Genomic DNA, 19,472 nt, shown 5'->3' with positions numbered 1-19,472 from the left:
AATCGCATCAACCCGAGGTAGTGGTGCCACTCCCCCTCGGGTGCTACCTCAGCTCAACCAGGCGCGGGCGTCGTCGGCGGTCTTGCGGACCTCGTCCAGCTGTTCGGCCACGCGTACGCCCGCGGTGCCGCCACGCGCGTTGCGGGAGGCGATCGAACCCGCAACGGTGAGGACTTCACGCACACCCGCGGTCAGTGCCGGGTCGACCGCGGCGAATTCCTCGTCGGTCAGTTCGTCGAGGCCGACGCCACGTGCCTCGGCAACCCGCACGCACGCACCGGCCGCTTCGTGGGCGACCCGGAACGGAACACCTTGGCGCACCATCCATTCCGCGATGTCGGTGGCGAGAGTGAAACCGGCAGGGGCCAATTCGGCCATCCGGTCGGTGTGGAAGGTGAGGGTGCCGACCAGGCCCGCGATGGCGGGCAGCAGGAGTTCGAGCTGGGCGACGGAGTCGAAGACCGGCTCTTTGTCTTCCTGCAGATCCCGGTTGTACGCCAGCGGTTGGGCTTTCAGCGTGGCGAGCAGGCCGGTCAGGTTGCCGATCAGGCGGCCTGCCTTGCCGCGGGTCAGCTCGGAGACGTCCGGGTTCTTCTTCTGCGGCATGATCGACGAGCCGGTGGACCAGGCGTCGGCGAGGGTGACGTAGCCGAATTCCGGTGTGCTCCAGATGATGACCTCTTCGGCCATCCGGCTCAGATCGACGCCGATCATGGCCAGCACGAACGCGGCCTCGGCGGCGAAGTCCCGCGAGGAGGTGGCGTCGATCGAATTGGCCGCGGCGGCATCGAAATTCAGCTCCGCGGCGATCTGCTCGGGGTCAAGGCCCAGCGAGGAGCCGGCCAGCGCGCCCGAGCCGTACGGCGAGATGGCGGCGCGCTTGTCGAAGTCGCGCAGGCGTTCCAGATCGCGCAGCAGTGGATGCGCGTGGGCGAGCAGGTGATGCGAGAGGAGCACCGGCTGCGCCGCCTGCAGGTGGGTCTTGCCCGGCATCACCGCATCCGGGTGCGCGGCGGCCTGGGCCACGAGCGCGTCGACCACGTCGAGCACCCCGGCGGCAACCCGACGCACACCGTCGCGCAGCCACATCCGGAACAGGGTCGCCACCTGGTCGTTGCGCGACCGACCGGCCCGCAACCGGCCACCGAGCTCGGTGCCGACCCGCTCGATCAGCCCACGCTCGAGCGCACCGTGCACATCCTCGTCGGAATCGGCCGGCCCGTAGGCACCCGACGCGACGTCGGCGGCAAGCGCGTCCAGACCGGCCAGCATCGCGGGCAGATCGTCATCGGCGAGCAGCCCGGCCTTGTGCAGCACACGAGCATGCGCCTTCGAGGCGCGAATGTCGTAAGGAGCCAGCACCCAGTCGAAATGCGTCGACTTGCTCAGCGCCGCCATCGCCTCGGCAGGCCCGGACGCGAATCGCCCACCCCAGAGCGCACCTTCGTTGGTTCCGACGTGGGTCATCGCGGGTGTCTCCTCCGGGTCGTGTCGGGGTTGGGTCCGGGCATCCGGCGACGGCGCGGTGCCCGTTAGAAATGTGCCCGTAAAAATACCGGCCGATCCGTGGGGACCGGCCGGTATCGAGCCTACGGTGTGAGCTCGCTACTCCTAGCCGAGGTCGCGGCGGGCGGCGACCTTCGAGGACAGGCCGTGGATCTGGACGAAACCCTTGGCCAGCGACTGGTCGAACGTGTCGCCCTCGTCGTAGGTGGCCAGGTTGAAGTCGTAGAGCGACTGCTCCGAGCGACGGCCGTTGACCACCGCGGATCCACCGTGCAGCACCATCCGGATGTCGCCGGTGACGGTCTGCTGGGTGTCGGTGATGAACGCGTCGAGCGCGCGCTTGAGCGGGGAGTACCACAGGCCGTCGTAGGCCAGCTCGCCCCAGCGCTGCTCGACCTGCCGCTTGTAGCGGGCCAGTTCACGCTCGATCGTGACGGCCTCGAGGGCCTGGTGCGCGGTGATCAGCGCGATGGCACCCGGTGCCTCGTAGATCTCGCGGCTCTTGATGCCGACGAGACGGTCTTCGACCATGTCGAGACGGCCGACACCCTGGCGACCGGCGCGGGTGTTCATCTCCTCGATGGCCTGCAGCACCGAGACGGGCTTGCCGTCGATGGCGACCGGCACACCCTTCTCGAAGCTGATGATGACCTCGTCGGGCGCTTCGAAGTTCACCGTCGGGTCGGCGGTGTAGTCGTAGACGTCCTTGGTGGGCGCGTTCCACAGGTCCTCGAGGAACCCGGTCTCGACCGCGCGGCCCCACACGTTCTGGTCGATGGAGAACGGCGACTTCTTGGTGACGTTGATCGGGAGCTTGTTCTCCTCCGCGAACGCGATGGCCTTCTCACGGGTCCAGGCGTAGTCGCGAACCGGGGCGATGACCTCGAGGTCGGGCGCGAGGGCACCGATGCCGACCTCGAAGCGGACCTGGTCGTTGCCCTTGCCGGTGCAGCCGTGCGAGACGGTGGTGGCGTTGTGGAACTTCGCGGCCTCGACGAGGTGCTTGACGATCAGCGGGCGGCTGATGGCCGAGACGAGCGGGTACTGGCCCTGGTACATGGCGTTGGCCTGGATGGTGGGCAGGCAGTACTCGTCGGCGAACTCGTCGCGCGCGTCGACCACGATGGCCTCCACGGCGCCGCAGTTCAGCGCTCGCTGGCGGATCGCTTCCATGTCCTCGCCGCCCTGGCCGAGGTCGATGGCGACGGCCACCACCTCGGAACCGGTCTCCTTCGCGATCCAGCTGATGGCGACGGAGGTGTCAAGCCCACCGGAGTAGGCGAGTACGACGCGATCGGACATGTCTGTTGTGCTCCTCGAAGTGGGGTCTTCCTTCGGCTCACGCCGTTGCTACAAATGATTATGCACGATGATGCAATCTCATTCATAACCGGGGGTTGCGAGCCCGGGCCGAAATCACCGATACGGCCGATTACCTGCGAAGACACTATCGCGCACCTTGGCGAGTACGCTCGGCTGTGAGACGCTGGTCACAGCGGATAGCCACCGGGTCGGGACCGAAGGAGCCATCATGCAGTCGCTACGTGATTTCGCCAACCAGAACTACGACCTGATCGCCACGGTGGTCGTCGGACTGGGAGACCTCGGCCTGACCGTCGCCAAGGCGGTCATCGAGCTCAGCACGCCATTACTTCAGGGCTTCTTCGCCTGACCCGCCGCACCGACACCAGGAGCACATCATGGACGACGCCCTCCAGTACCTGTCCGACAACTACGACGCCATCGCCAACCTCGGGCTCTACGCCGTCGGCACCGTACTCGAGCTCACCAACCCGCTGACGATGCTGATCCTGAACTTCCTCGCCTCCTGATCGTTCGCGTGTGGCACGCTGGGAGAGCACTATTCGGCTCGCCAGACGTGAGGACGAACAAGATGCTCCATTACATCGCGCAGGAATTCTCGACGCTGGGCAACGGTGTTCTCGATGTCGGCAGGGCCGTCGTCGCGCTGGTCCAGGACATCATCGACGTCGCCACGCCGAACAACGGTGGCGGTGCGGGCGGCGGCCAGTACCCGTTCAACTGAGCCGCCGCTTTTTTCGGCGTGGACTGCCGCCCGTGATCGATTTGCGCCGCTAGTGTGCGAACGATGACCGACACTGTGCGGCTCGACGCAGGTTCCGCGGCGCTCACCATCGCCCCCGACGACGGCGGCGCGATCCACAGTCTCACCGTCGACGGCACCGAACTGCTCCGGCAGGATCCGGGCACCGGCTGTTTCGTCATGGCACCGTGGGCCGGTCGGCTCGGTCTCGGCGAGTTGACGGTCGGCGATCACACGTATCAGATGCCGATCAACAATCCGCCGCACAGCATTCACGGCACCGCCCGCGACGGCGCGTGGGAAGTTGTCGCGGCCTCACCTACCGAGGCGACTATCCGGCACCGCCTCACCGATCCGTGGCCGTTCGCGGGCACCGTCACCCAGACGTTCACCCTCACCGATTCCGGCCTCACCCTGGCCATGCGCATCACCACCGACCACGACCCCTTCCCCGCCCAGGGTGGCTGGCATCCGTGGTTCCTGCGCGAAGTCCCCCCGGCGACCGGACCGGTGCGACTCGACTTCGATCCGGCCTGGCAGTACGAACGCGGCGACGACTACCTGCCCACCGGCCGCAAAATCGTCCCCACCCCACCACCATGGGACGACTGCTTCGGCATGCCGAACGGTGTCCTCGCCCGCCTCACCTGGCCCGGCTTCCTGGAATTCACCCTCACCAGCCCCGTCCACGACGTAGTCGTCTGGACGCTGCCGAAGGAATCCCTCTCGGTCGAAGCCCAGTCCGGCCCACCCAACGGCCTACAGACCGCCCCCCGAATGGTCACCCCCGATTCACCCCTCGACGTGCGCGTCGACTGGACATGGCAGCGGTTGTCGGGGACCCCGTAGTCCGAGTAATCAGTCAGCGCAGCCGATTACGGTGTGCCGATCACTTTCGCCCATCCACTCGCGGTGCTGCCCTTCGCTCGGTACCTCCCGCTCACAGCTCTCGTCGCGGGGTCTGTCGCCCCTGATGTCGCCTACTACCTGCCGATTCCCTTGTCCGGCAACATAACCCACTCCGTCATCGGAGTCCTGTGGTGGGATCTACTGATCGGTCTCGTGCTGATTCTCGTCTTCCGACTCTCGGCGGGGCCGGCTTCGGTCTTCCTGTCCCACACACGGTCGACTCATCCCAGATCTGCTGGGCACCGAGCGGTTTCGACCATCGCCGCCGTCATGATCGGCTCGGCCACGCACGTGGTGTGGGATTCCTTCACGTAGACAAACGGTTTCGCCGTTCAACACTGGGAACTGTTGCGGACCTCGGTCATCGAACCCCACAAGACCTACAACGTCCTCGGCTACCTCTCCTCGCTCGCCGGAACAGCAGTCATCGTCTACCTCCTGGTGCGCCGCACCGCCGTCCCTCGCGCGTGGCGGCACCGGGCGATCGTCGCCGCCCTACTCGCGGCAGTCGTTGTCGGTGCCCTCCTCGCCGCCGACGACCCGATCACTGAGGCAAGCACCTACGACCTGATCCGGCACACGATCGTCGGCGCGGCCCAGGCAGCGGCCGGTGCGTGGGCGATATATGCCGCGATCTGGCACCTCCGTGCGGCGCGAACACGCTCACTCGGCCTAACTACGCGGCCGAGGTCGAGCGCGGCCTCCATCGCGCGCACATTTGGCAGTGACGATGCGTGCGTTCTGGTTGGTGTGCTCACCGAGTTCGGCAAGAGCGAGTTGTCTGGCTCCGACCGTGAGGTTCTCGATCTGCGACGAGGCCGAACTCTCGGTCCGTAGCAGTCAGGTAAAAGGCACGACAGAGGAACAGTGTGGCGCTCAGGCCAGGTCTTCGATTTTCGCTGCGAGTTGGGCGCCGGTGAGGGGTTCGCGGGCTATGACGGCGATGGTGTCGTCGCCGGCGATGGTGCCGACGATGAAGGGGAGGGCGGCGCGGTCGAGGGCGCTGGCCAGGAAGTGGGCGGCGCCGGGTGGGGTGCGTAGGACGGCGAGGTTGCCGCTGGCGTCGGTGGAGACGAGCAGGTCGCCGAGGAGTTTGGACAGGCGGGTGGTGCCGCCGGTGACGCCGCGGACGGGGTTGCCGTCCTCGGGGACGATGTAGACGCCCGCGCCGCCGTCGGCCGCGCGCAGTTTCACCGCGCCGAGTTCGTCGAGGTCACGCGAGAGGGTGGCCTGGGTGGTCTCGATACCCTCGGCCGACAGCAGGGCGGCGAGTTCGGTCTGACTACGGACCGAATGCGAAGCCAGCAGTTCGATGATGCGCGACTGGCGTCCGGCGCGGGTGCGGGCGATGGCGGGCGAGCCCTTTTCGGGCGCGCTCATCGCTTCGCCTCCGCGTCGGCCCCGGTTCGCGGAGTCACGCGGCGGCTTTCGCGAGCAGCCACACCAGCAGCGCCTTCTGCGCGTGCAGGCGGTTCTCGGCTTCGTCCCAGACCACGCTGTGATCACCGTCGAGGACCTCGTCGGTGATCTCCTCGCCGCGGTGGGCCGGAAGGCAGTGCAGCACAATCGCTTCCGGCGCGGCGTGGACGAGGAGCTCGGTGTTGAGCTGGAACGGGCGGAACGGGCCGACGCGGTCGAGGCCGTCGTTCTCCTGGCCCATGGAGGTCCAGGTATCGGTGACGAGCACGTCCGCACCGGTCGCGCCGACGACGGGGTCACCCGTGACCGACACGGTCGCACCGGTTTCCGCGGCACGCTTGGCGGCGGCGTCGAGAATCCAGGGCAGCGGTTCGAAGCCCGCGGGCGCGGCGACGGTCACGTTCATGCCTGCCGTCACCCCGCCGAGCAGCAGCGAGTGCGCCATGTTGTTGGCACCGTCACCGAAGTAGGTGAGGTTCAGCCCGGCCAGGGAGCCTTTGCGTTCATTGATCGTCTGCAGATCGGCGAGTACCTGGCAGGGGTGGAACTCGTTGGACAGCGCGTTCACCACGGGAACTGTTGCGGTGACGGCCATCTCGTCGAGGCGCGACTGTTCGAAGGTCCGCCACACGATGGCGTCGACGTAGCGCGAGAGCACGCTGCCGGTGTCGCCGAGGGTTTCCTCACGGCCGAGCTGGGTGTCGCGTCCGTCGACGACCACCGCGTGCCCGCCGAGCTGGGCGATGCCGAGTTCGAAGGAGAAGCGGGTGCGGGTGGAGTTCTTCTCGAAGATCACCCCGACCCCGCGCGGGCCGTCGAGGGGCCGGTGCAGGAAGGGGTTCTTCTTCAGATCGGCGGCGATGGCGAGGATTTCGGCCTGTTCGGCCTGGGTCACATCGTCGTCGCGCAAGAAATGACGCAGGGTCACTTGGTCGCTCCCTTAGCATCGGCGGCGGCCTTGTCGAGGATCTCGGGCAGGTCGGCGACGAAATTGTCGGCCTGGGTTTCGGTGAGCACCAGGGGTGGTGCCAACCGGATCACGTTGGGCTTGGCGGGGTTCAGCAGATAGCCGGCCTCGCGTGCACGTTCGTCCACGTAGGCGGAGATGTCGTTTTTCAGCACGATGCCGATGAGTAGGCCCGCGCCACGCACGTGGTCGATCTCGGGATGCTCGAGCAGGGCGATGCCGTCACTGAGCTTCTTACCGACCCACTCCACGTGGGTCAGCAGGTTGTCGGTGTCGATCGTGCGCAGCACCGCCAAAGCCGCTGCGGCACACACGGGATTGCCGCCGAAGGTGGTGCCGTGCAGGCCCGGGGTGAGCAGTTCGGCGGCCCGGCCCTGGGCCAGCACGGCACCGATCGGCAACCCACCGCCGAGGCCCTTGGCCAGGGTGATCGCGTCGGGCACGATCCCCGCCGCCTGGTGCGCGAAAAATGTTCCGGTGCGGCCGATTCCGGTCTGTACCTCGTCGAGGATCAGCAATGCCCCTGCGCGCGAGGTGATCTCACGCGCCTTGGCGAGGTAGTCGAACGGCGGGACGACCACACCGCTCTCCCCCATCATCGGTTCGAGAAACACTGCGGCGGTGTCGGAATCGACGACCGCTTCGAGTGCGGCGGCGTCACCATAGGGCACGTGCACGACACCGGCGGGCATCGGCTCGAACGGTGTCCGCTTGGCAGGCTGACCGGTGAGGGCGAGCGCGCCCATCGTGCGGCCGTGGAAAGCCTCTTGCGCGGCAACGATTTTGGAGCGTCCGGTGAGCCGCGCGATCTTGAACGCGGCCTCGTTGGCTTCGGTGCCGGAGTTGCAGAAGAACGCCTTGCCCTCGCCGTCGCCGAAGTGGGCCAGGAGCTTCTCGGCCAGCTCGATCACCGGTTCGCTGGCATACAGGTTGGACACATGGCCCAGAGTGCCGAGCTGGTTGGTGACCGCCTCGAGGATGGCGGGATGGGCGTGGCCGAGGCTGTTGACCGCGATGCCACCGAGGAAGTCGAGGTAGCGCTTGCCGTCGGCGTCGTAGAGCACCGCCCCCGCGCCGCGCACGAGCGCGACCTTCGGGGTGCCGTAGTTGTCCATCATCGCGGCCGACCACCGCTGCTGCAGCTTGTCTGTCTCACTCATGATTGCGTTCCATCCGGTGCCCCGGCGGGGGTCACCATGGTTCCGATTCCTTCTCCGGTGAACAGCTCCAGTAGTACCGAATGCGGGACGCGCCCGTCGATCACGTGGGCACTGGGAACCCCGCCGAGCACGGCGCGCAGGCACGCTTCCATCTTCGGCACCATGCCCGCATCCAGGCGCGGCAGCAACTTCGCCAACGCGTCGGCATCGATCCGGCTGGTCAGCGAGGAGCGGTCCGGCCAGTCGGTGTAGAGACCCTCGACGTCGGTGAGGACGACGAGCTTCTCCGCGCCGATGCCCTCGGCCAGTGCGGCGGCGGCGGTGTCGGCGTTGATGTTGTGGACCACGCCGTCGGCGTCGGGGGCGATGGTCGAGACCACCGGGATGCGGCCCGCGTCGATCAGGTCGAGCACGGCGCCGGGGTTGACCTCGGTGACATCGCCGACCAGGCCGATGTCGGTGGCGACACCCTCGACGGCGACGGTGCGCCGGGTGGCGGTGAACAGGTGCGCGTCCTCGCCGGAGATGCCGACCGCGTACGGGCCGTGCGCGTTGATCAGCCCGACGAGCTCACGGCCCACCTGACCGAACAGCACCATCCGCACCACATCCATCACCTCGGGGGTGGTGACGCGGAAGCCGCCGCGGAATTCGCCTTCCATACCAAGCCTTTTCAGCATGGCGTTGATCTGCGGGCCACCGCCGTGCACGACCACGGGGTGCACGCCGACGGTGCGCAGGAACGCCATGTCGGCGGCGAAGGCCGACTTGAGTTCGTCGTCGATCATGGCGTTGCCGCCGTACTTCACGACGACGATCTTGTCGCGGAACTTCTGCAGCCACGGCAGCGCGTCGGCGAGCACGTGCGCTTTGTCCAGCGCCGAAAGACTGTGCACGACACTCATGAGCTGTACGCCGAGTTCTCTTCGACGTAGGCGTGCGAGAGGTCGGTGGTGCGCACCATCGCGGTGCCCTCACCGACATTGAGCTCGATCAGCACGTCGATGTCCTCACCGGACAGGTCCACATCGCGGGCGCCGGGCGCGCCGACGCTGTCGACACACACCGGATTGCCGTTGAACGACACCGCAATTCGATTCGGATCGAGGGTCACCGGCGCGATGCCGACGGCGGCGAGCACCCGACCCCAGTTGGGATCGGAACCGAACAGCGCGGTTTTGACCAGACTGTCGCGGGCGACAGCGCGGGCAACGGTGAGCGCCTCGTCCTCGGAGGCCGCACCGGCGACCGTGACCTGCACCCGCTTGGTGACACCCTCGGCATCGGCCATCAACTGCGCGGCCAGATCGTCACACACGGTGAACACCGCGGCGTCGAGATCCTCCTGCGAGGGCGCGACGCCGCTGGCACCGTTGGCCAGGAGCAGCACGGTGTCGTTGGTGGAGCAGGAACCGTCGACATCGAGCCGGTCGAAGGTGTACTTCGTGGCCTTGCGCAGCGCGGAATCCAGCTGTTCAGGTGTCGCCATGGCGTCGGTGGTGAGCACGACGAGCATCGTGGCCAGCGACGGCGCGAGCATGCCCGCACCCTTGGCCATGCCGCCGACATTCCACTTGTCCTCGCTGTGGAACGCCGACTCCTTGGGCACCGTGTCGGTGGTCATGATGGCGTGCGCGGCCTCGGTTCCGCCGGAGATGCCGCCGCCCATCTCGTGCACGATCTCGGTGATCGCGGGAATGAGCTTGTCCATCGGCAGGCGATCACCGATGAGACCGGTGGAGCAGACCGCGATCTCGCCCGCGCCGGTCTCGGTGCCCCAATTGCTCAGTGCCGCAGCGAGTTCCTCGGCGGTCTTGTGGGTGTCCTGGAAGCCGCCGTGGCCGGTGCAGGCGTTCGCGCCGCCGGAGTTGAGGATCACCGCGCGCAGGTGACCGGTCTTCAGTACCTGCTGCGACCACAGCACCGGCGCGGCCTTCACCTGGTTGCTGGTGAACACACCGGCGGCCGAATACTCGGGGCCCTCGTTGAGCACCAGCGCGAGGTCGGGCTTGCCGCTGGCCTTGATACCGGCCGCGATGCCCGCCGCGCGGAAACCCAGCGGCGCGGTGACGCCCTGGGTGTGGATCAGTTTGCCGTGGTCCGGGGTCTGCGGATCAGGGGTCGTCACGGTGCCACTCCTACGGTGGAAAGTCCTGCGGTCTCGTCGAATCCGACGGCCAGATTCATCGATTGCACCGCGGCGCCCGCGGTGCCCTTGGTCAAGTTGTCGATCGCGCCGATCACCACGAGCAGACCGGCGTCCTCGTCGACGGTGACCTGCAGGGTGATGGCGTTCGAGCCGATCACCGAACCGGTCTGCGGCAGTACACCTTCAGGCAACAGGTGCACGAAAGGTTCGTCGGCATAAGCCTTTTCATAGACGGCGCGAGCCTGCACAGCGTCGACTTTCACCGGGGCGGTGCAGGTGGCGAGGATGCCACGCGGCATCGGCGCGAGCACCGGGGTGAACGACACCGAGACATCGACGCCGCCCGCGGCTTTCAGGTTCTGCGCGATCTCGGGGGTGTGCCGGTGCGCGCCCGCGATGCTGTAGGCCCGCACGCTGCCCATCACCTCGGAGCCGAGCAGGCCGACATCGAGCTTGCGCCCCGCGCCTGAAGTACCGCTCACCGCAACAACATTCACTGCGGGTTCGATGATCCCGGCGGCGATCGCCGGTGCCAGCGCCACGCTCGACACGGTCGGATAGCAGCCGGGCACCGCGATCCGCCGGGCGCCGGTCAGCTTCGCCCGCCCACCGGGCAGTTCGGGCAGACCGTAGGGCCAGCTACCCGCGTGCGGGCTGCCGTAATACTTCTCCCACGCGGCGGCGTCGGTGAGCCGGTAGTCGGCGCCGCAATCGATGATGACCGTCTCGTCCGGCAGGGCCGCCGCGATCGCACCGGACTGGCCGTGCGGCAGGCCGAGGAACACGATGTCGTGGCCCGCCAGGATCTCGGGAGTGGTCTCCTCGAGGATCCGGTCGGCCAGGGGCAGCAGATGCGGCTGCAGCGCGCCGAGGGCGGTGCCCGCGTTGGAACCGGCGGTCAGCGCCCCGATCTCGAGGCGCCCCGCTCGATATTCGGGATGGGCCAGCAGTAGACGCAACACTTCGCCACCGGCGTATCCACTCGCACCGGCAACCGCCACCCGCAACACGGGTCCTCCCGACGTATCGACCATGTGATGATTATGCACGACTATGCAAGCTCATTCATGCGCGGGTGTGATCGCCTTCGCGTCGCGCGCCCCGATCAGACGCGCTACCAGCGGGAACACCAGTACCGTCGTCGCGCCCGCCGCCACCAGAATCGAGGCGACGTCGGCGCTCAACAGCCCGGTTTGGGTGGCGACCTGGGTCACCGCGACGATAATCGGTAGCCCCGTCGCCGCGTAGAGGGCCAACTCCACGCATTCACGACCGGTCGGCAGATTGTCGCCACGCGGCACGAAACGCTCGCTGAGCCAGACAGGAAGCCCACGCGCGACAGCAATGGTGACCACGAACCACAACCACAGCGCCGGATTGCGGCCCACCGCCGCGACGTCGATCCCCATCCCCGACACCACGAAGAACACCGGGATCAACAGCCCGTACCCGATGGCTTCCAGCGCCGAGTCCACATCCGGGTGCCCCGCCGCGATGAGCCGCCGCAGGATCATGCCCGCCGCGAACGCACCGAGCACCACGTCCAGATCGAAGACCTCGGCGACCACCATCAACACCAACAGCAGCAACACCACCCCGCGCACCGGCAGCTGCGAGGTGCCACCGCCCAGCTTGGCCAGCCCCGCACCCAGATCGGGGATGCGGTCGAACATCCGCAGCGGCACGAAGCCGACCACCGCGGCGGCCACCACGAACATCACGACGATCACCAGCGCGCTGTCCGGATCCCGCCTGGTGAGCAGCACCGACATCGCCACGATCGGGCCGAGCTCGCCCACCGCGCCGTGCGTCATCACCGCCCGGCCCAGCCGCGTGTCGACGATCCCCTGCTGCTTCAGGATCGGCAGCAGCGTGCCGAGCGCGGTGGAGGTCAACGCGATAGCGACCGCGATGCGAGTGCCGTTCGAGGTGTCCGTCGCCGCCATGACGATCGCGAACGCGAACAGCAGACACGATCCACACCAGCCACGCCGTGCGCCCCGTCCGACCACCGAGCAAGCGCGGATCGAGCTCGTAGCCCGCCAGCAGGAACAGCATCCCCAGCCCCAACTCGCTCACCAGGTCGACACCGCCCGCACTGCTCGCCCACCCGAGCACGTGTGGCCCGACCACGGCCCCGGCCACCAGCAGGATCACCACATCGGGCAGATACCCGCGAACCAGCCGCGACAGCAGCGGAGCGAGGACCGCGATGAGCGCGATCCAGAACAGCGAGACGATCGGCGTTGCCTCGCCGACATCAGCGGACGCGAGCAGATCCATGCAGGTCATCGTGGCACAGCGACCTGACCGAACCCGGAAACCGAGCTCGATCTGTCACCCGGGCGTCATGGGCACGGCCGGTTCCGGCAGCAGGTGGGCGAGGAGCAGTTTGATCAGCAGGACGGGTCCGAACCAGAGCAGGAACGAGGGCACCGCGAGCATGGAGGTGGTGATCGCGACGCCGAAGACGGTGGCGGCGAAGGCGATCGGAGTGCGCAGGACATCCGGCGCCGAGGTCACCACCACCGCAGCCGCGAGCACGAACCCGTAGATCGCGGCCGCCGTCCACCAACCGAACCCGGGCACCACCAGGGCGAGCAGGAACGGCTGGACGTGGATCGCCACGAACGCGAGGTGATGACGGGCGTCGCGGCCGGGCCGATGGAACCAGCGTTTGGCCGACGCCGTCGCGTTCACCACCGCGCCACCGAACAGGTCGAAGCCGACCAGGGTGACCACGACGATGACCAGCACGGATGAGTTTTTCGCGAGTAGACCGGCCGTCACCGCGCCGACTGCTGCCGCCGAATAGCACAGAGCGGCTTCACTTCTCGTCGCGTTCGGGGCGATCAGGCGGTCGGTGATCGTCATTGGCGGATTCCTTCCACGCACACCTGCACAAGCGGTTCGGTCAGGTCGACCAGCCGGACCTGCTCGTCGGCGAGCCACTGCACCAGGCACCCTTCGATCGCGCCCACGATCACCGCCGCATGCCCTTCCCCGATCCCCGCCCGCAGTTGTCCGTCGGCACCCGCCTCACGCAACAGCTGCGCGATCGCCGCCCGGTATTCCGCATACACGGCGGCCATATCTATCGGAGTGCGGGCAGCCCACACATCCAGCAGCACGCGCGCGTAATCAGGATGAGCCGCCAGCATCGCGACAGTGGCCCGGATCAGCTCGGCCAGCCGATCGAGCGCTGACCCGGCGGCAGGCATCGCAAGCTGTTCCTGCGCGCGTGCGCGGTACTGATCGAACGCCGCGGTCAACAACTCCTCCCGACTGCTGACCGCAAGGTAGACACTGCCTTTCGCGACACCCGCCTCAGCCGCGACATCCTCGATCCTGGACGCGGCGAAACCTTTTCGCGCGAACACCCGCACGGCCGCGTCCAGAATGTCGGCGCGCCGAGCATTTACATCGACCCTCTTCGGCATGGCTTATTATGACTGACCAGTCATTCAAACTCAACCAGCTGCCTTGGGAATCCAGTGGCCCTGGTTGTTTCTCATCGAGCTGCCACAGGAATCGACAGGCTTACGGTCGTCGTCTCGTCACATCGGGCTGCCGTAGGAACCCGGCGGGTTTACGGTCGTGCGGTGATCACCGATCCCGCTCTCGTCCGCGAACTGTTGACCACCGCGCCGATGCCACCCGTGCCCGCGGCTTCCGAGCCCTCCGTCGCCTGGCTTCGCGCCTCCGTGCCGCGGTTCTGCGACGGCGACGACCACGCGCGCAGGCGTGCCGCCGTGTGCACAGAGTTGGATCGAATCGACGTCGCAGATCTGTCCGGGAACGCCGACGGACCACTCGCCCACGTGCGAATCCTGCTGGGCGCGATGGAACTTCCGCCAGAACTCGCCGAGGCCGTCGCCGAAGTCGCCGCGGCGTATCAGCCGCACGCCCCCGTCACGCCGACCGCCGACGCCGCTGTGCGCGAACTCGTCGCCGCGTGCGGCGGGCAGGCGGACGAGGCGACCGCGGCCCGGATCTGCGTTCTCGTGCAGGCGTGCGCGGCAACCGGCGAACTGATCGCGGCCGCCCGCGCCTCGAACCGGACGCCCGAGGTGATCATGGCGACGACACCACCGCTGCGATCGACCCGACGGGTGGTCGACGGCGTGGTCACCGAACTCGACCTTCGTCATCCCGGCCTCGGCTTCGGCGCCGGACCGCACCGCTGCCCCGGGAGCGACCATGCGCTCGCACTCGCGACCGCAGTTCTGGCCTCCGCCGACGACCCCGCACCGCGCTAGACCATCGCCGAACCGTCGGGATGGACCACTGGACAGTTGAGTGACTCAGTGTTTGCGGACGACCGTTTCGCCCGAACCGGGTTTCCAGACGGTGATGTCGAGGTGGTCGTCGTTCACCTCGACGGTGGAGGCGCCGGTGAGGTCAGCGACGTAGAAGTGGTCGAATTTCTCGCCGCGGATGTCGAAACCGCTGTCGTCGAACAGCTTCTGGGCGAAGCGGGCGTGAACGGCTTCGTCTTTCACGTCGGTGACGGCGCCGAAGAGTTTCGCGTCGCCATCGGAGACCTTGGTGTCGACGGTGGCAGTGTGCAGGCAGAAGCGAGGGTCGCGGGCGAGGTCGTCGAATTTCCTGGTGTTCGGCATGCCGGCCAGCACGAGCATGCCGTCGAAGATCATCGGTTCGATCGGGCTGATGCGCGGCGAACCGTCGGCGCGCACGGTGCCCAGCAGGCACAGGTTGCCGGTGGCCTGGTGGCGACGCAGGAACAGCGCCGCGATGCTCGGTGCTTCCTCGGTGAACTGGCTCCACGTGGTCATATCTCGTACGGTACGACCCATACTTGACATCTGCTGTCAGGGTTCGCGGCTAGTGTCGGGGATATGAGAGCGAGCAGGCTGGTGCAGCTGCTGCTTCTGTTGCAGGCGAACGGCGGTGCGACCGCAGGCGAGCTGGCACGGGAGCTGGAGGTGTCGGTGCGCACGGTGTATCGGGACGTGGAGGCGCTGTCGGAGGCGGGCGTTCCGGTGTACAGCGAGCCGGGGCGTGGCGGCGGCGTGCGGTTGATCGACGGCTACCGCACCCGCCTCACCGGCCTCACCTCCGACGAAGCCGACGCCGTCCTGCTGGCCGGCCTCCCCGGCGCCGCGGCCGACCTGGGTCTCGGCACCGTCCTGGCCACCGCCCAGCTGAAGATGCTCGCCGCGCTCCCGCCCGAATTGCGTGGCCGCGCAACCCGAATCGCCGAACGCGTCCACATCGACATGCCCGGCTGGTTCCAGCGTCCCGACGAAACCCCCACCCTCGCAACGGTTGCCGACGCCCTCTGGCACGACCGCCGCCTCTCGATCACCTATCGCCGCCACGACCGCACGGTCGAACGCACCCTCGACCCACTCGGTCTGGTCATGAAGGCAGGCACCTGGTATCTGGTCGCCCGCGACGACACCGACATCCGCTCCTACCGAGCAAGCCGCATAGCCACCGCCACACCGACCGGCGATTCCTTCACCCGCCCAACACCTTTCGACCTGGCCGACCACTGGCAATCCGCAGCCGAGGAATTCGCCCGATCAATGCTGCGAGTCAGCGCCGACTGCCGGATCTCCATCGCCCACCTGCGCCTGCTGCGTCTCATGAACGACCCCGCCGCTGTTCGCGAAGCCCTCGCCTCCCTCGGCCCTCCCGACAAAGACGATTGGGCCGACATCACCATCCCCGCCGAGTCCTACGAAGTCCTCGCCCACGCCCTGCTCCCCTTGGGCCAGCACATCGAAGTCCTCAACCCTCCCGAGCTCCGCGCGACCATGACGACCACTGCCGCCGCGATGCTCGCGCGCTACCGGCGATCGACGAGCACGTAGACGGCACCGGCATCGCGTCTCACCGCTGCGAGGCCCGGCTGAACTCGACGCAGTCCGGGCATTCGTCCACGATCGGGTGGGTGCAGCGCAGTACATGGGCGAGAAAGTCGATGGTTCGGGTGAGGTCGTCGACGCGAGCTCGTAGCTCGGCCTGCTTGTCCGCGAACAGTGCCACGCGGCGGGTGTGCGACCTGGTGGCGAAGAGATCTTTCATCTCGGCCAGGGACAGCCCCGATCGTTGAAGGAGCTGGACGAGACGGCCCCGGACGATCAGTTCACCGTCGTAGATCCGTTGTCCGCCGGGCGCGCGCGGTGGCACGAGGACACCGACGTCCTCCCAGTGCCGCAGGACGTGCGTGGCGACGCCGAGTTCGGCGGCGGCGTCACCGATGCGTGACCCAGCAGTTTTCGGCATCTTCTCCCCTTTACTTCAGGTCGACCTGAAGTTTTAGCGTAGTTCGCATGGAACACAACGACAATCGAACACAGCTGATCGACGCCGTTGCGACACCGGATGTGTGGCGGTGTTGCCGGTCGGTGGGGTCGGCGGTGACGGGCGCGCTCCGTCCGCGACGACCCGACCACAGGTTCCTGGCCTCGCTCCCCGACCACGGACTACCAGGCGGCACCACGACGGTCGAGCTGACGGTGCTGGCACAGAATGCCAAGAGCGTGCCGACGGCGGCCGTCGTCGAAGGCATATTCGCTCCGCGCCGGATCGAATCCGCGATGACGGCTTTTGTCGTCCGGCATCCGACGGCGACCTTTCTCGTCGACCCCGGCATCTGCGTCGACGTTCAGGATCAGGTGGTGGCCGAACTTCCCCAGATTCTGCGCCTCGCCGTGACGCCCCCAAAGGACATCATCGATATCCGGGAATCCCTGCACCGCAGCGGCATTGATGCGGCGACCATCGATTTCGCCCTGCCGACGCACCTGCACTGGGACCATGTCGCCGGTCTCCTCGATCTTCCCGGGTTGGCGCTGCGGCTGCACCGGCCCGAGCACGACTGGGCCATGACCGGCCCGGTGGCGCCGATCGGCGGGGTGCGACGAGCCGTTCGGGAGCGACCTCTCGACTGCTACGACCTCGACGGTCCGCCGGTCCTCGCCTTCGCCCGTAGCCACGACCTGTTCGGCGACGGCGCGGTGCTGCTCGTCGACCTGTCCGGCCACACCCCGGGCAGCATCGGTGTGCTCCTACGCACCGAGCGCGGCCCGGTCCTGCTCGCGGGTGACGCGATCTGGCACAACCTGCAGGTCGAGAAACTGCGGCAGAAGTCGGGGTATCCGGGCGTGCTGGCCGACAACGACCGCACCGAGACCTGGCGAACTGTCCACCGCCTGCACGCGATTCGCGGTGCTGTCCGCATCATCCCCACCCACGATCATCACGCGGCGCGAGCGTGGACCAACGACCCACACGCGGCGCGAGCGAGTCAGGCCTGACCCAGCTCACTTCAGTGCACACCACCGCGACAGGCAACGTCGGCTGGACTTCGAGACCATCCCGAATCGCCGGCTGGACTTCGCGACCGCCCCGGATCGCCGGCTGGACTTCGCGACCGACCCGACTCGGCAGCTGGGCACCGGACCTCGTCTCAGCTTGTCCAGTCGAGGACCTCTGCCATGGAACGGAGCTGGACCGAGGTGGGAGTCAGGCGCAATGCCGTGTTGCGGATCGCGACCAAGGGGCGGGCAGACAGTTGGGCGACGGCACCGATCCGGGCCGAGCGGTGGGTGATCATCTGGGTGCGGGGGCGGCGTTCGCGGTCGTAGCGGGCGAGGCCGTCGGGTTCGCCTGCCAGTCGGCCGAGGACCACCGCGTCTTCGAGAGCTTGGCAGCCACCCTGGCCGAGGTTGGGTGTCATCGCGTGGGCGGCGTCGCCGAGGAGGGCGATGCGGCCGGCGGTAAAGGTAGGCAGGGCGGGGAGGTCGTAGATGTCGTTGTGTAGCACCATTTTCGGATCGGCGGCGGAGAGGAGGGTGGGGATCGGGTGGTGCCAGTTCGCGAACCTGTCGCGGACTTCGGTGAGGCCGCCGGTCGTGTTCTCGGGGGCGTTGTAGACGGCGAAGCAGTAGATGCGGCCGTCGGCGAGCGGGGCGATGCCAAAACGTGTGCCGCGGCCCCAGGTTTCGCCGAACTCGGTGAGCTGCTCCTCGGTGTCGACCACTGTGCGCCAGGCGGTGTAGCCGGCGTAGCGCGGGGCGACTTCGCCGCAGACCGCGCGTCGGACGACACTGCGAATCCCATCTGCTCCGACGATCAGATCGGCGGATGAGGTTCCCGCGGAGTGCCCCACCGTTCCGTCGGCGGTAGCCTCGCGAACCGAGATACCGGTGTGCACAACACTTTCGGGCAGCGCCGTGCGCAGGATGTCGAGCAGGCGGGCGCGGTGGATCACGACCGGCGCGCCGAACCGTTCGCGCAGCGTTGCCACGTCGGTGCGCGAGAGCCAGCGCCCACGGTCGTCGCGAATTCCAGCCGACACCTCCGCCATACCCTGTGCGCGAACAGTGTCACCGACGCCGAGAGCGTCCAGTGCACGTAAAGCGTTGGACCACAAGGATATTCCGGAACCGACTTCGGCGACCTCCGGCGCCCGCTCCAGCACCTGGACGTCCCAACCCCGGCCGGCCAGCGCGAGCGCAGCAGCCAATCCCCCGATCCCACCACCGACCACTATCGCTGTAGGCATCACACACTCCCTCGTTGCAGGTATCCATGCGACCGTACTACGGCTGTAGTGACAGGCACTATGAATGTAGTGCGAGTCACTACGGGCGTAGTATCGGTGCGTGGCTACCAAACGCGACCAGGTCCTCGATGCCGCCATCGAGGTGCTGGGCACCGGCGGCTCGCGTGCGCTGACCCACCGCGCGGTGGACCAGGCCGCCGACGTGCCGCCGGGTTCGACATCCAACTACTTCCGCACCCGAGAAGCGCTGCTGTGTGGCATCGCGGAACGCCTCGAGCAGCGCGATCACGCCGACTGGGAGACGCTGAACCGCGCACTCGGCCCTGCCACGGTCGAGGCCCTCATCGACGGTCTCGCCCTGTTCGTCACGCACGCGACGACCACCGACCTCGTCCGCACCCAGGCCCGTCTCGCCCTGTTCGGCGAGTCGCAGACGATGCCCGCTCTGCACGAATCGGTCCAGCGCGGGCATCAGCGGCTGCGTGCCTGGGCTGTCGAGATGGCAGCCTCGGTCGGTGTGACGGCCGCCGATACCGGCATCCTCGTCGACTATCTCGACGGTGCCGTCGTGCACCGGCTGACCGGCGCGGAGGCTGGCAAGGACCCACGTACGGCACTGGCGAGGCTGACGCATGCGCTGCTCGACTGAACGATTCGCGTGTGCACCGGACCGGCGTCTTCGTGTCACCGAGAACCCGTCGGACGCCAGACTTGCGACTTTCGTCTAGTCTTTCGTCGCCGTTCGTCGGATCCGAGCC

Annotated in this window: 21 protein-coding genes and 2 pseudogenes; 9 read left to right on the top strand and 14 right to left on the bottom strand. The window is 67.6% G+C overall.

Annotation, left to right across the window (positions count from 1 at the left end; genetic code table 11):
* Positions 1-48: 48 nt before the first annotated feature.
* Both argH and ACFWUP_RS17415 read right to left on the bottom strand, forming a co-directional pair.
* A complete protein-coding gene (gene argH, locus ACFWUP_RS17420) occupies positions 49-1,467 on the bottom strand; it encodes an argininosuccinate lyase (protein ID WP_379235362.1) in 1,419 nt (472 codons plus the stop codon).
* Positions 1,468-1,611: 144 nt separating this feature from the next.
* Positions 1,612-2,808: an argininosuccinate synthase gene (locus ACFWUP_RS17415; protein ID WP_379235360.1), complete on the bottom strand. Its 1,197-nt coding sequence runs from the start codon at positions 2,806-2,808 to the stop codon at positions 1,612-1,614.
* A 229-nt stretch (positions 2,809-3,037) separates the two neighbouring features.
* On the opposite strand from ACFWUP_RS17415, the gene ACFWUP_RS17410 reads away from it, so the two are divergent.
* The 5 genes and pseudogenes from ACFWUP_RS17410 to ACFWUP_RS17390 all read left to right on the top strand — a co-directional run bounded on the left by ACFWUP_RS17410 (position 3,038) and on the right by ACFWUP_RS17390 (position 5,317).
* Positions 3,038-3,178 carry a hypothetical protein gene (locus ACFWUP_RS17410; protein ID WP_379235358.1) on the top strand — a complete coding sequence of 47 codons (141 nt, stop codon included), beginning with the start codon at positions 3,038-3,040 and terminating at the stop codon, positions 3,176-3,178.
* Between the two features lie 28 nt (positions 3,179-3,206).
* Positions 3,207-3,338, top strand: coding sequence for a hypothetical protein (locus tag ACFWUP_RS17405; protein ID WP_379235356.1), 132 nt, complete (start codon positions 3,207-3,209; stop codon positions 3,336-3,338).
* 62 nt (positions 3,339-3,400) lie between these two features.
* Positions 3,401-3,553 carry a hypothetical protein gene (locus ACFWUP_RS17400; protein WP_379235354.1) on the top strand — a complete coding sequence of 51 codons (153 nt, stop codon included), beginning with the start codon at positions 3,401-3,403 and terminating at the stop codon, positions 3,551-3,553.
* A gap of 63 nt (positions 3,554-3,616) precedes the next feature.
* Positions 3,617-4,420, top strand: a complete 804-nt coding sequence (locus ACFWUP_RS17395; RefSeq protein WP_379235352.1) for an aldose 1-epimerase — start codon at positions 3,617-3,619, stop codon at positions 4,418-4,420.
* A 33-nt stretch (positions 4,421-4,453) separates the two neighbouring features.
* A pseudogene (locus ACFWUP_RS17390) lies at positions 4,454-5,317 on the top strand (DUF4184 family protein).
* Between the two features lie 39 nt (positions 5,318-5,356).
* Here the strand turns inward: ACFWUP_RS17390 and ACFWUP_RS17385 are convergent.
* The 9 genes and pseudogenes from ACFWUP_RS17385 to ACFWUP_RS17345 all read right to left on the bottom strand — a co-directional run bounded on the left by ACFWUP_RS17385 (position 5,357) and on the right by ACFWUP_RS17345 (position 13,615).
* A complete protein-coding gene (locus ACFWUP_RS17385) occupies positions 5,357-5,860 on the bottom strand; it encodes an arginine repressor (RefSeq protein WP_379235350.1) in 504 nt (167 codons plus the stop codon).
* 34 nt (positions 5,861-5,894) lie between these two features.
* The gene (argF, locus tag ACFWUP_RS17380) at positions 5,895-6,827 is read right to left on the bottom strand and encodes an ornithine carbamoyltransferase (protein ID WP_379235348.1); all 933 of its coding nucleotides are present in this window, start codon (positions 6,825-6,827) and stop codon (positions 5,895-5,897) included.
* On the bottom strand, positions 6,824-8,026 hold the full coding sequence (locus tag ACFWUP_RS17375; RefSeq protein ID WP_379235346.1) for an acetylornithine transaminase: 1,203 nt from the start codon (positions 8,024-8,026) through the stop codon (positions 6,824-6,826). Before ACFWUP_RS17375 ends, argF begins: the two co-directional genes overlap by 4 nt.
* Positions 8,023-8,931: an acetylglutamate kinase gene (gene argB, locus ACFWUP_RS17370; RefSeq protein WP_379235345.1), complete on the bottom strand. Its 909-nt coding sequence runs from the start codon at positions 8,929-8,931 to the stop codon at positions 8,023-8,025. The genes ACFWUP_RS17375 and argB overlap by 4 nt, the downstream gene beginning before the upstream one ends.
* Entirely contained in the window at positions 8,928-10,154 is a 1,227-nt protein-coding gene (gene argJ / locus ACFWUP_RS17365; RefSeq protein WP_379235343.1) for a bifunctional glutamate N-acetyltransferase/amino-acid acetyltransferase ArgJ, read from the bottom strand. Before argJ ends, argB begins: the two co-directional genes overlap by 4 nt.
* Positions 10,151-11,209 carry an N-acetyl-gamma-glutamyl-phosphate reductase gene (argC, locus tag ACFWUP_RS17360; protein WP_379235341.1) on the bottom strand — a complete coding sequence of 353 codons (1,059 nt, stop codon included), beginning with the start codon at positions 11,207-11,209 and terminating at the stop codon, positions 10,151-10,153. Before argC ends, argJ begins: the two co-directional genes overlap by 4 nt.
* 27 nt (positions 11,210-11,236) lie before the next feature.
* Positions 11,237-12,458, bottom strand: a pseudogene (locus ACFWUP_RS17355) (cation:proton antiporter).
* 54 nt (positions 12,459-12,512) lie between these two features.
* Positions 12,513-13,049, bottom strand: a complete 537-nt coding sequence (locus tag ACFWUP_RS17350) for a hypothetical protein (protein ID WP_379235339.1) — start codon at positions 13,047-13,049, stop codon at positions 12,513-12,515.
* Positions 13,046-13,615, bottom strand: coding sequence for a TetR/AcrR family transcriptional regulator (locus ACFWUP_RS17345; protein WP_379235337.1), 570 nt, complete (start codon positions 13,613-13,615; stop codon positions 13,046-13,048). The genes ACFWUP_RS17350 and ACFWUP_RS17345 overlap by 4 nt, the downstream gene beginning before the upstream one ends.
* A gap of 162 nt (positions 13,616-13,777) precedes the next feature.
* Here ACFWUP_RS17345 and ACFWUP_RS17340 point away from each other — a divergent pair, with 162 nt between their 5' ends.
* Positions 13,778-14,434 (top strand): hypothetical protein, encoded by a 657-nt coding sequence (locus ACFWUP_RS17340; RefSeq protein WP_379235335.1) that lies wholly within the window; start codon positions 13,778-13,780, stop codon positions 14,432-14,434.
* 45 nt (positions 14,435-14,479) lie between these two features.
* Here ACFWUP_RS17340 and ACFWUP_RS17335 read toward each other — a convergent pair whose 3' ends face one another.
* A complete protein-coding gene (locus ACFWUP_RS17335; protein WP_379235334.1) occupies positions 14,480-14,971 on the bottom strand; it encodes a pyridoxamine 5'-phosphate oxidase family protein in 492 nt (163 codons plus the stop codon).
* A gap of 63 nt (positions 14,972-15,034) precedes the next feature.
* Here ACFWUP_RS17335 and ACFWUP_RS17330 point away from each other — a divergent pair, with 63 nt between their 5' ends.
* Entirely contained in the window at positions 15,035-16,015 is a 981-nt protein-coding gene (locus tag ACFWUP_RS17330) for a helix-turn-helix transcriptional regulator (protein WP_379235332.1), read from the top strand.
* A 19-nt stretch (positions 16,016-16,034) separates the two neighbouring features.
* On the opposite strand, the gene ACFWUP_RS17325 is transcribed toward ACFWUP_RS17330, so the two are convergent.
* Complete coding sequence (locus ACFWUP_RS17325; protein ID WP_379235330.1) at positions 16,035-16,430, bottom strand: MerR family transcriptional regulator; 396 nt, start codon at positions 16,428-16,430, stop codon at positions 16,035-16,037.
* A gap of 47 nt (positions 16,431-16,477) precedes the next feature.
* Between ACFWUP_RS17325 and ACFWUP_RS17320 the strand changes: the two genes are divergently transcribed.
* Positions 16,478-17,464: an MBL fold metallo-hydrolase gene (locus ACFWUP_RS17320; protein ID WP_379235328.1), complete on the top strand. Its 987-nt coding sequence runs from the start codon at positions 16,478-16,480 to the stop codon at positions 17,462-17,464.
* Positions 17,465-17,616: 152 nt separating this feature from the next.
* Here the strand turns inward: ACFWUP_RS17320 and ACFWUP_RS17315 are convergent, their stop codons facing one another.
* Entirely contained in the window at positions 17,617-18,714 is a 1,098-nt protein-coding gene (locus ACFWUP_RS17315; RefSeq protein WP_379235326.1) for an FAD-dependent monooxygenase, read from the bottom strand.
* Positions 18,715-18,814: 100 nt separating this feature from the next.
* Here ACFWUP_RS17315 and ACFWUP_RS17310 point away from each other — a divergent pair, with 100 nt between their 5' ends.
* Positions 18,815-19,363: a TetR/AcrR family transcriptional regulator gene (locus tag ACFWUP_RS17310; RefSeq protein ID WP_379235324.1), complete on the top strand. Its 549-nt coding sequence runs from the start codon at positions 18,815-18,817 to the stop codon at positions 19,361-19,363.
* Positions 19,364-19,472: the final 109 nt, after the last annotated feature.

It is taken from the genome of Nocardia sp. NPDC058658, assembly GCF_042716665.1.
Taxonomy (GTDB): domain Bacteria; phylum Actinomycetota; class Actinomycetes; order Mycobacteriales; family Mycobacteriaceae; genus Nocardia.
The sequence above is the reverse complement of the archived record's forward strand: the minus strand, read 5'-3'. Positions and strand labels throughout refer to the sequence as shown.

Coding starts and splice junctions, on each gene's coding strand:
- argH (WP_379235362.1), bottom strand. CDS start 1,467: ATGACCCACGTCGGAACCAACGAAGGTGCGCTCTGGGGTGGGCGATTC.
- ACFWUP_RS17415 (WP_379235360.1), bottom strand. CDS start 2,808: ATGTCCGATCGCGTCGTACTCGCCTACTCCGGTGGGCTTGACACCTCC.
- ACFWUP_RS17410 (WP_379235358.1), top strand. CDS start 3,038: ATGCAGTCGCTACGTGATTTCGCCAACCAGAACTACGACCTGATCGCC.
- ACFWUP_RS17405 (WP_379235356.1), top strand. CDS start 3,207: ATGGACGACGCCCTCCAGTACCTGTCCGACAACTACGACGCCATCGCC.
- ACFWUP_RS17400 (WP_379235354.1), top strand. CDS start 3,401: ATGCTCCATTACATCGCGCAGGAATTCTCGACGCTGGGCAACGGTGTT.
- ACFWUP_RS17395 (WP_379235352.1), top strand. CDS start 3,617: ATGACCGACACTGTGCGGCTCGACGCAGGTTCCGCGGCGCTCACCATC.
- ACFWUP_RS17385 (WP_379235350.1), bottom strand. CDS start 5,860: ATGAGCGCGCCCGAAAAGGGCTCGCCCGCCATCGCCCGCACCCGCGCC.
- ACFWUP_RS17375 (WP_379235346.1), bottom strand. CDS start 8,026: ATGAGTGAGACAGACAAGCTGCAGCAGCGGTGGTCGGCCGCGATGATG.
- argB (WP_379235345.1), bottom strand. CDS start 8,931: ATGAGTGTCGTGCACAGTCTTTCGGCGCTGGACAAAGCGCACGTGCTC.
- argC (WP_379235341.1), bottom strand. CDS start 11,209: ATGGTCGATACGTCGGGAGGACCCGTGTTGCGGGTGGCGGTTGCCGGT.
- ACFWUP_RS17350 (WP_379235339.1), bottom strand. CDS start 13,049: ATGACGATCACCGACCGCCTGATCGCCCCGAACGCGACGAGAAGTGAA.
- ACFWUP_RS17345 (WP_379235337.1), bottom strand. CDS start 13,615: ATGCCGAAGAGGGTCGATGTAAATGCTCGGCGCGCCGACATTCTGGAC.
- ACFWUP_RS17335 (WP_379235334.1), bottom strand. CDS start 14,971: ATGACCACGTGGAGCCAGTTCACCGAGGAAGCACCGAGCATCGCGGCG.
- ACFWUP_RS17330 (WP_379235332.1), top strand. CDS start 15,035: ATGAGAGCGAGCAGGCTGGTGCAGCTGCTGCTTCTGTTGCAGGCGAAC.
- ACFWUP_RS17325 (WP_379235330.1), bottom strand. CDS start 16,430: ATGCCGAAAACTGCTGGGTCACGCATCGGTGACGCCGCCGCCGAACTC.
- ACFWUP_RS17320 (WP_379235328.1), top strand. CDS start 16,478: ATGGAACACAACGACAATCGAACACAGCTGATCGACGCCGTTGCGACA.
- ACFWUP_RS17315 (WP_379235326.1), bottom strand. CDS start 18,714: ATGCCTACAGCGATAGTGGTCGGTGGTGGGATCGGGGGATTGGCTGCT.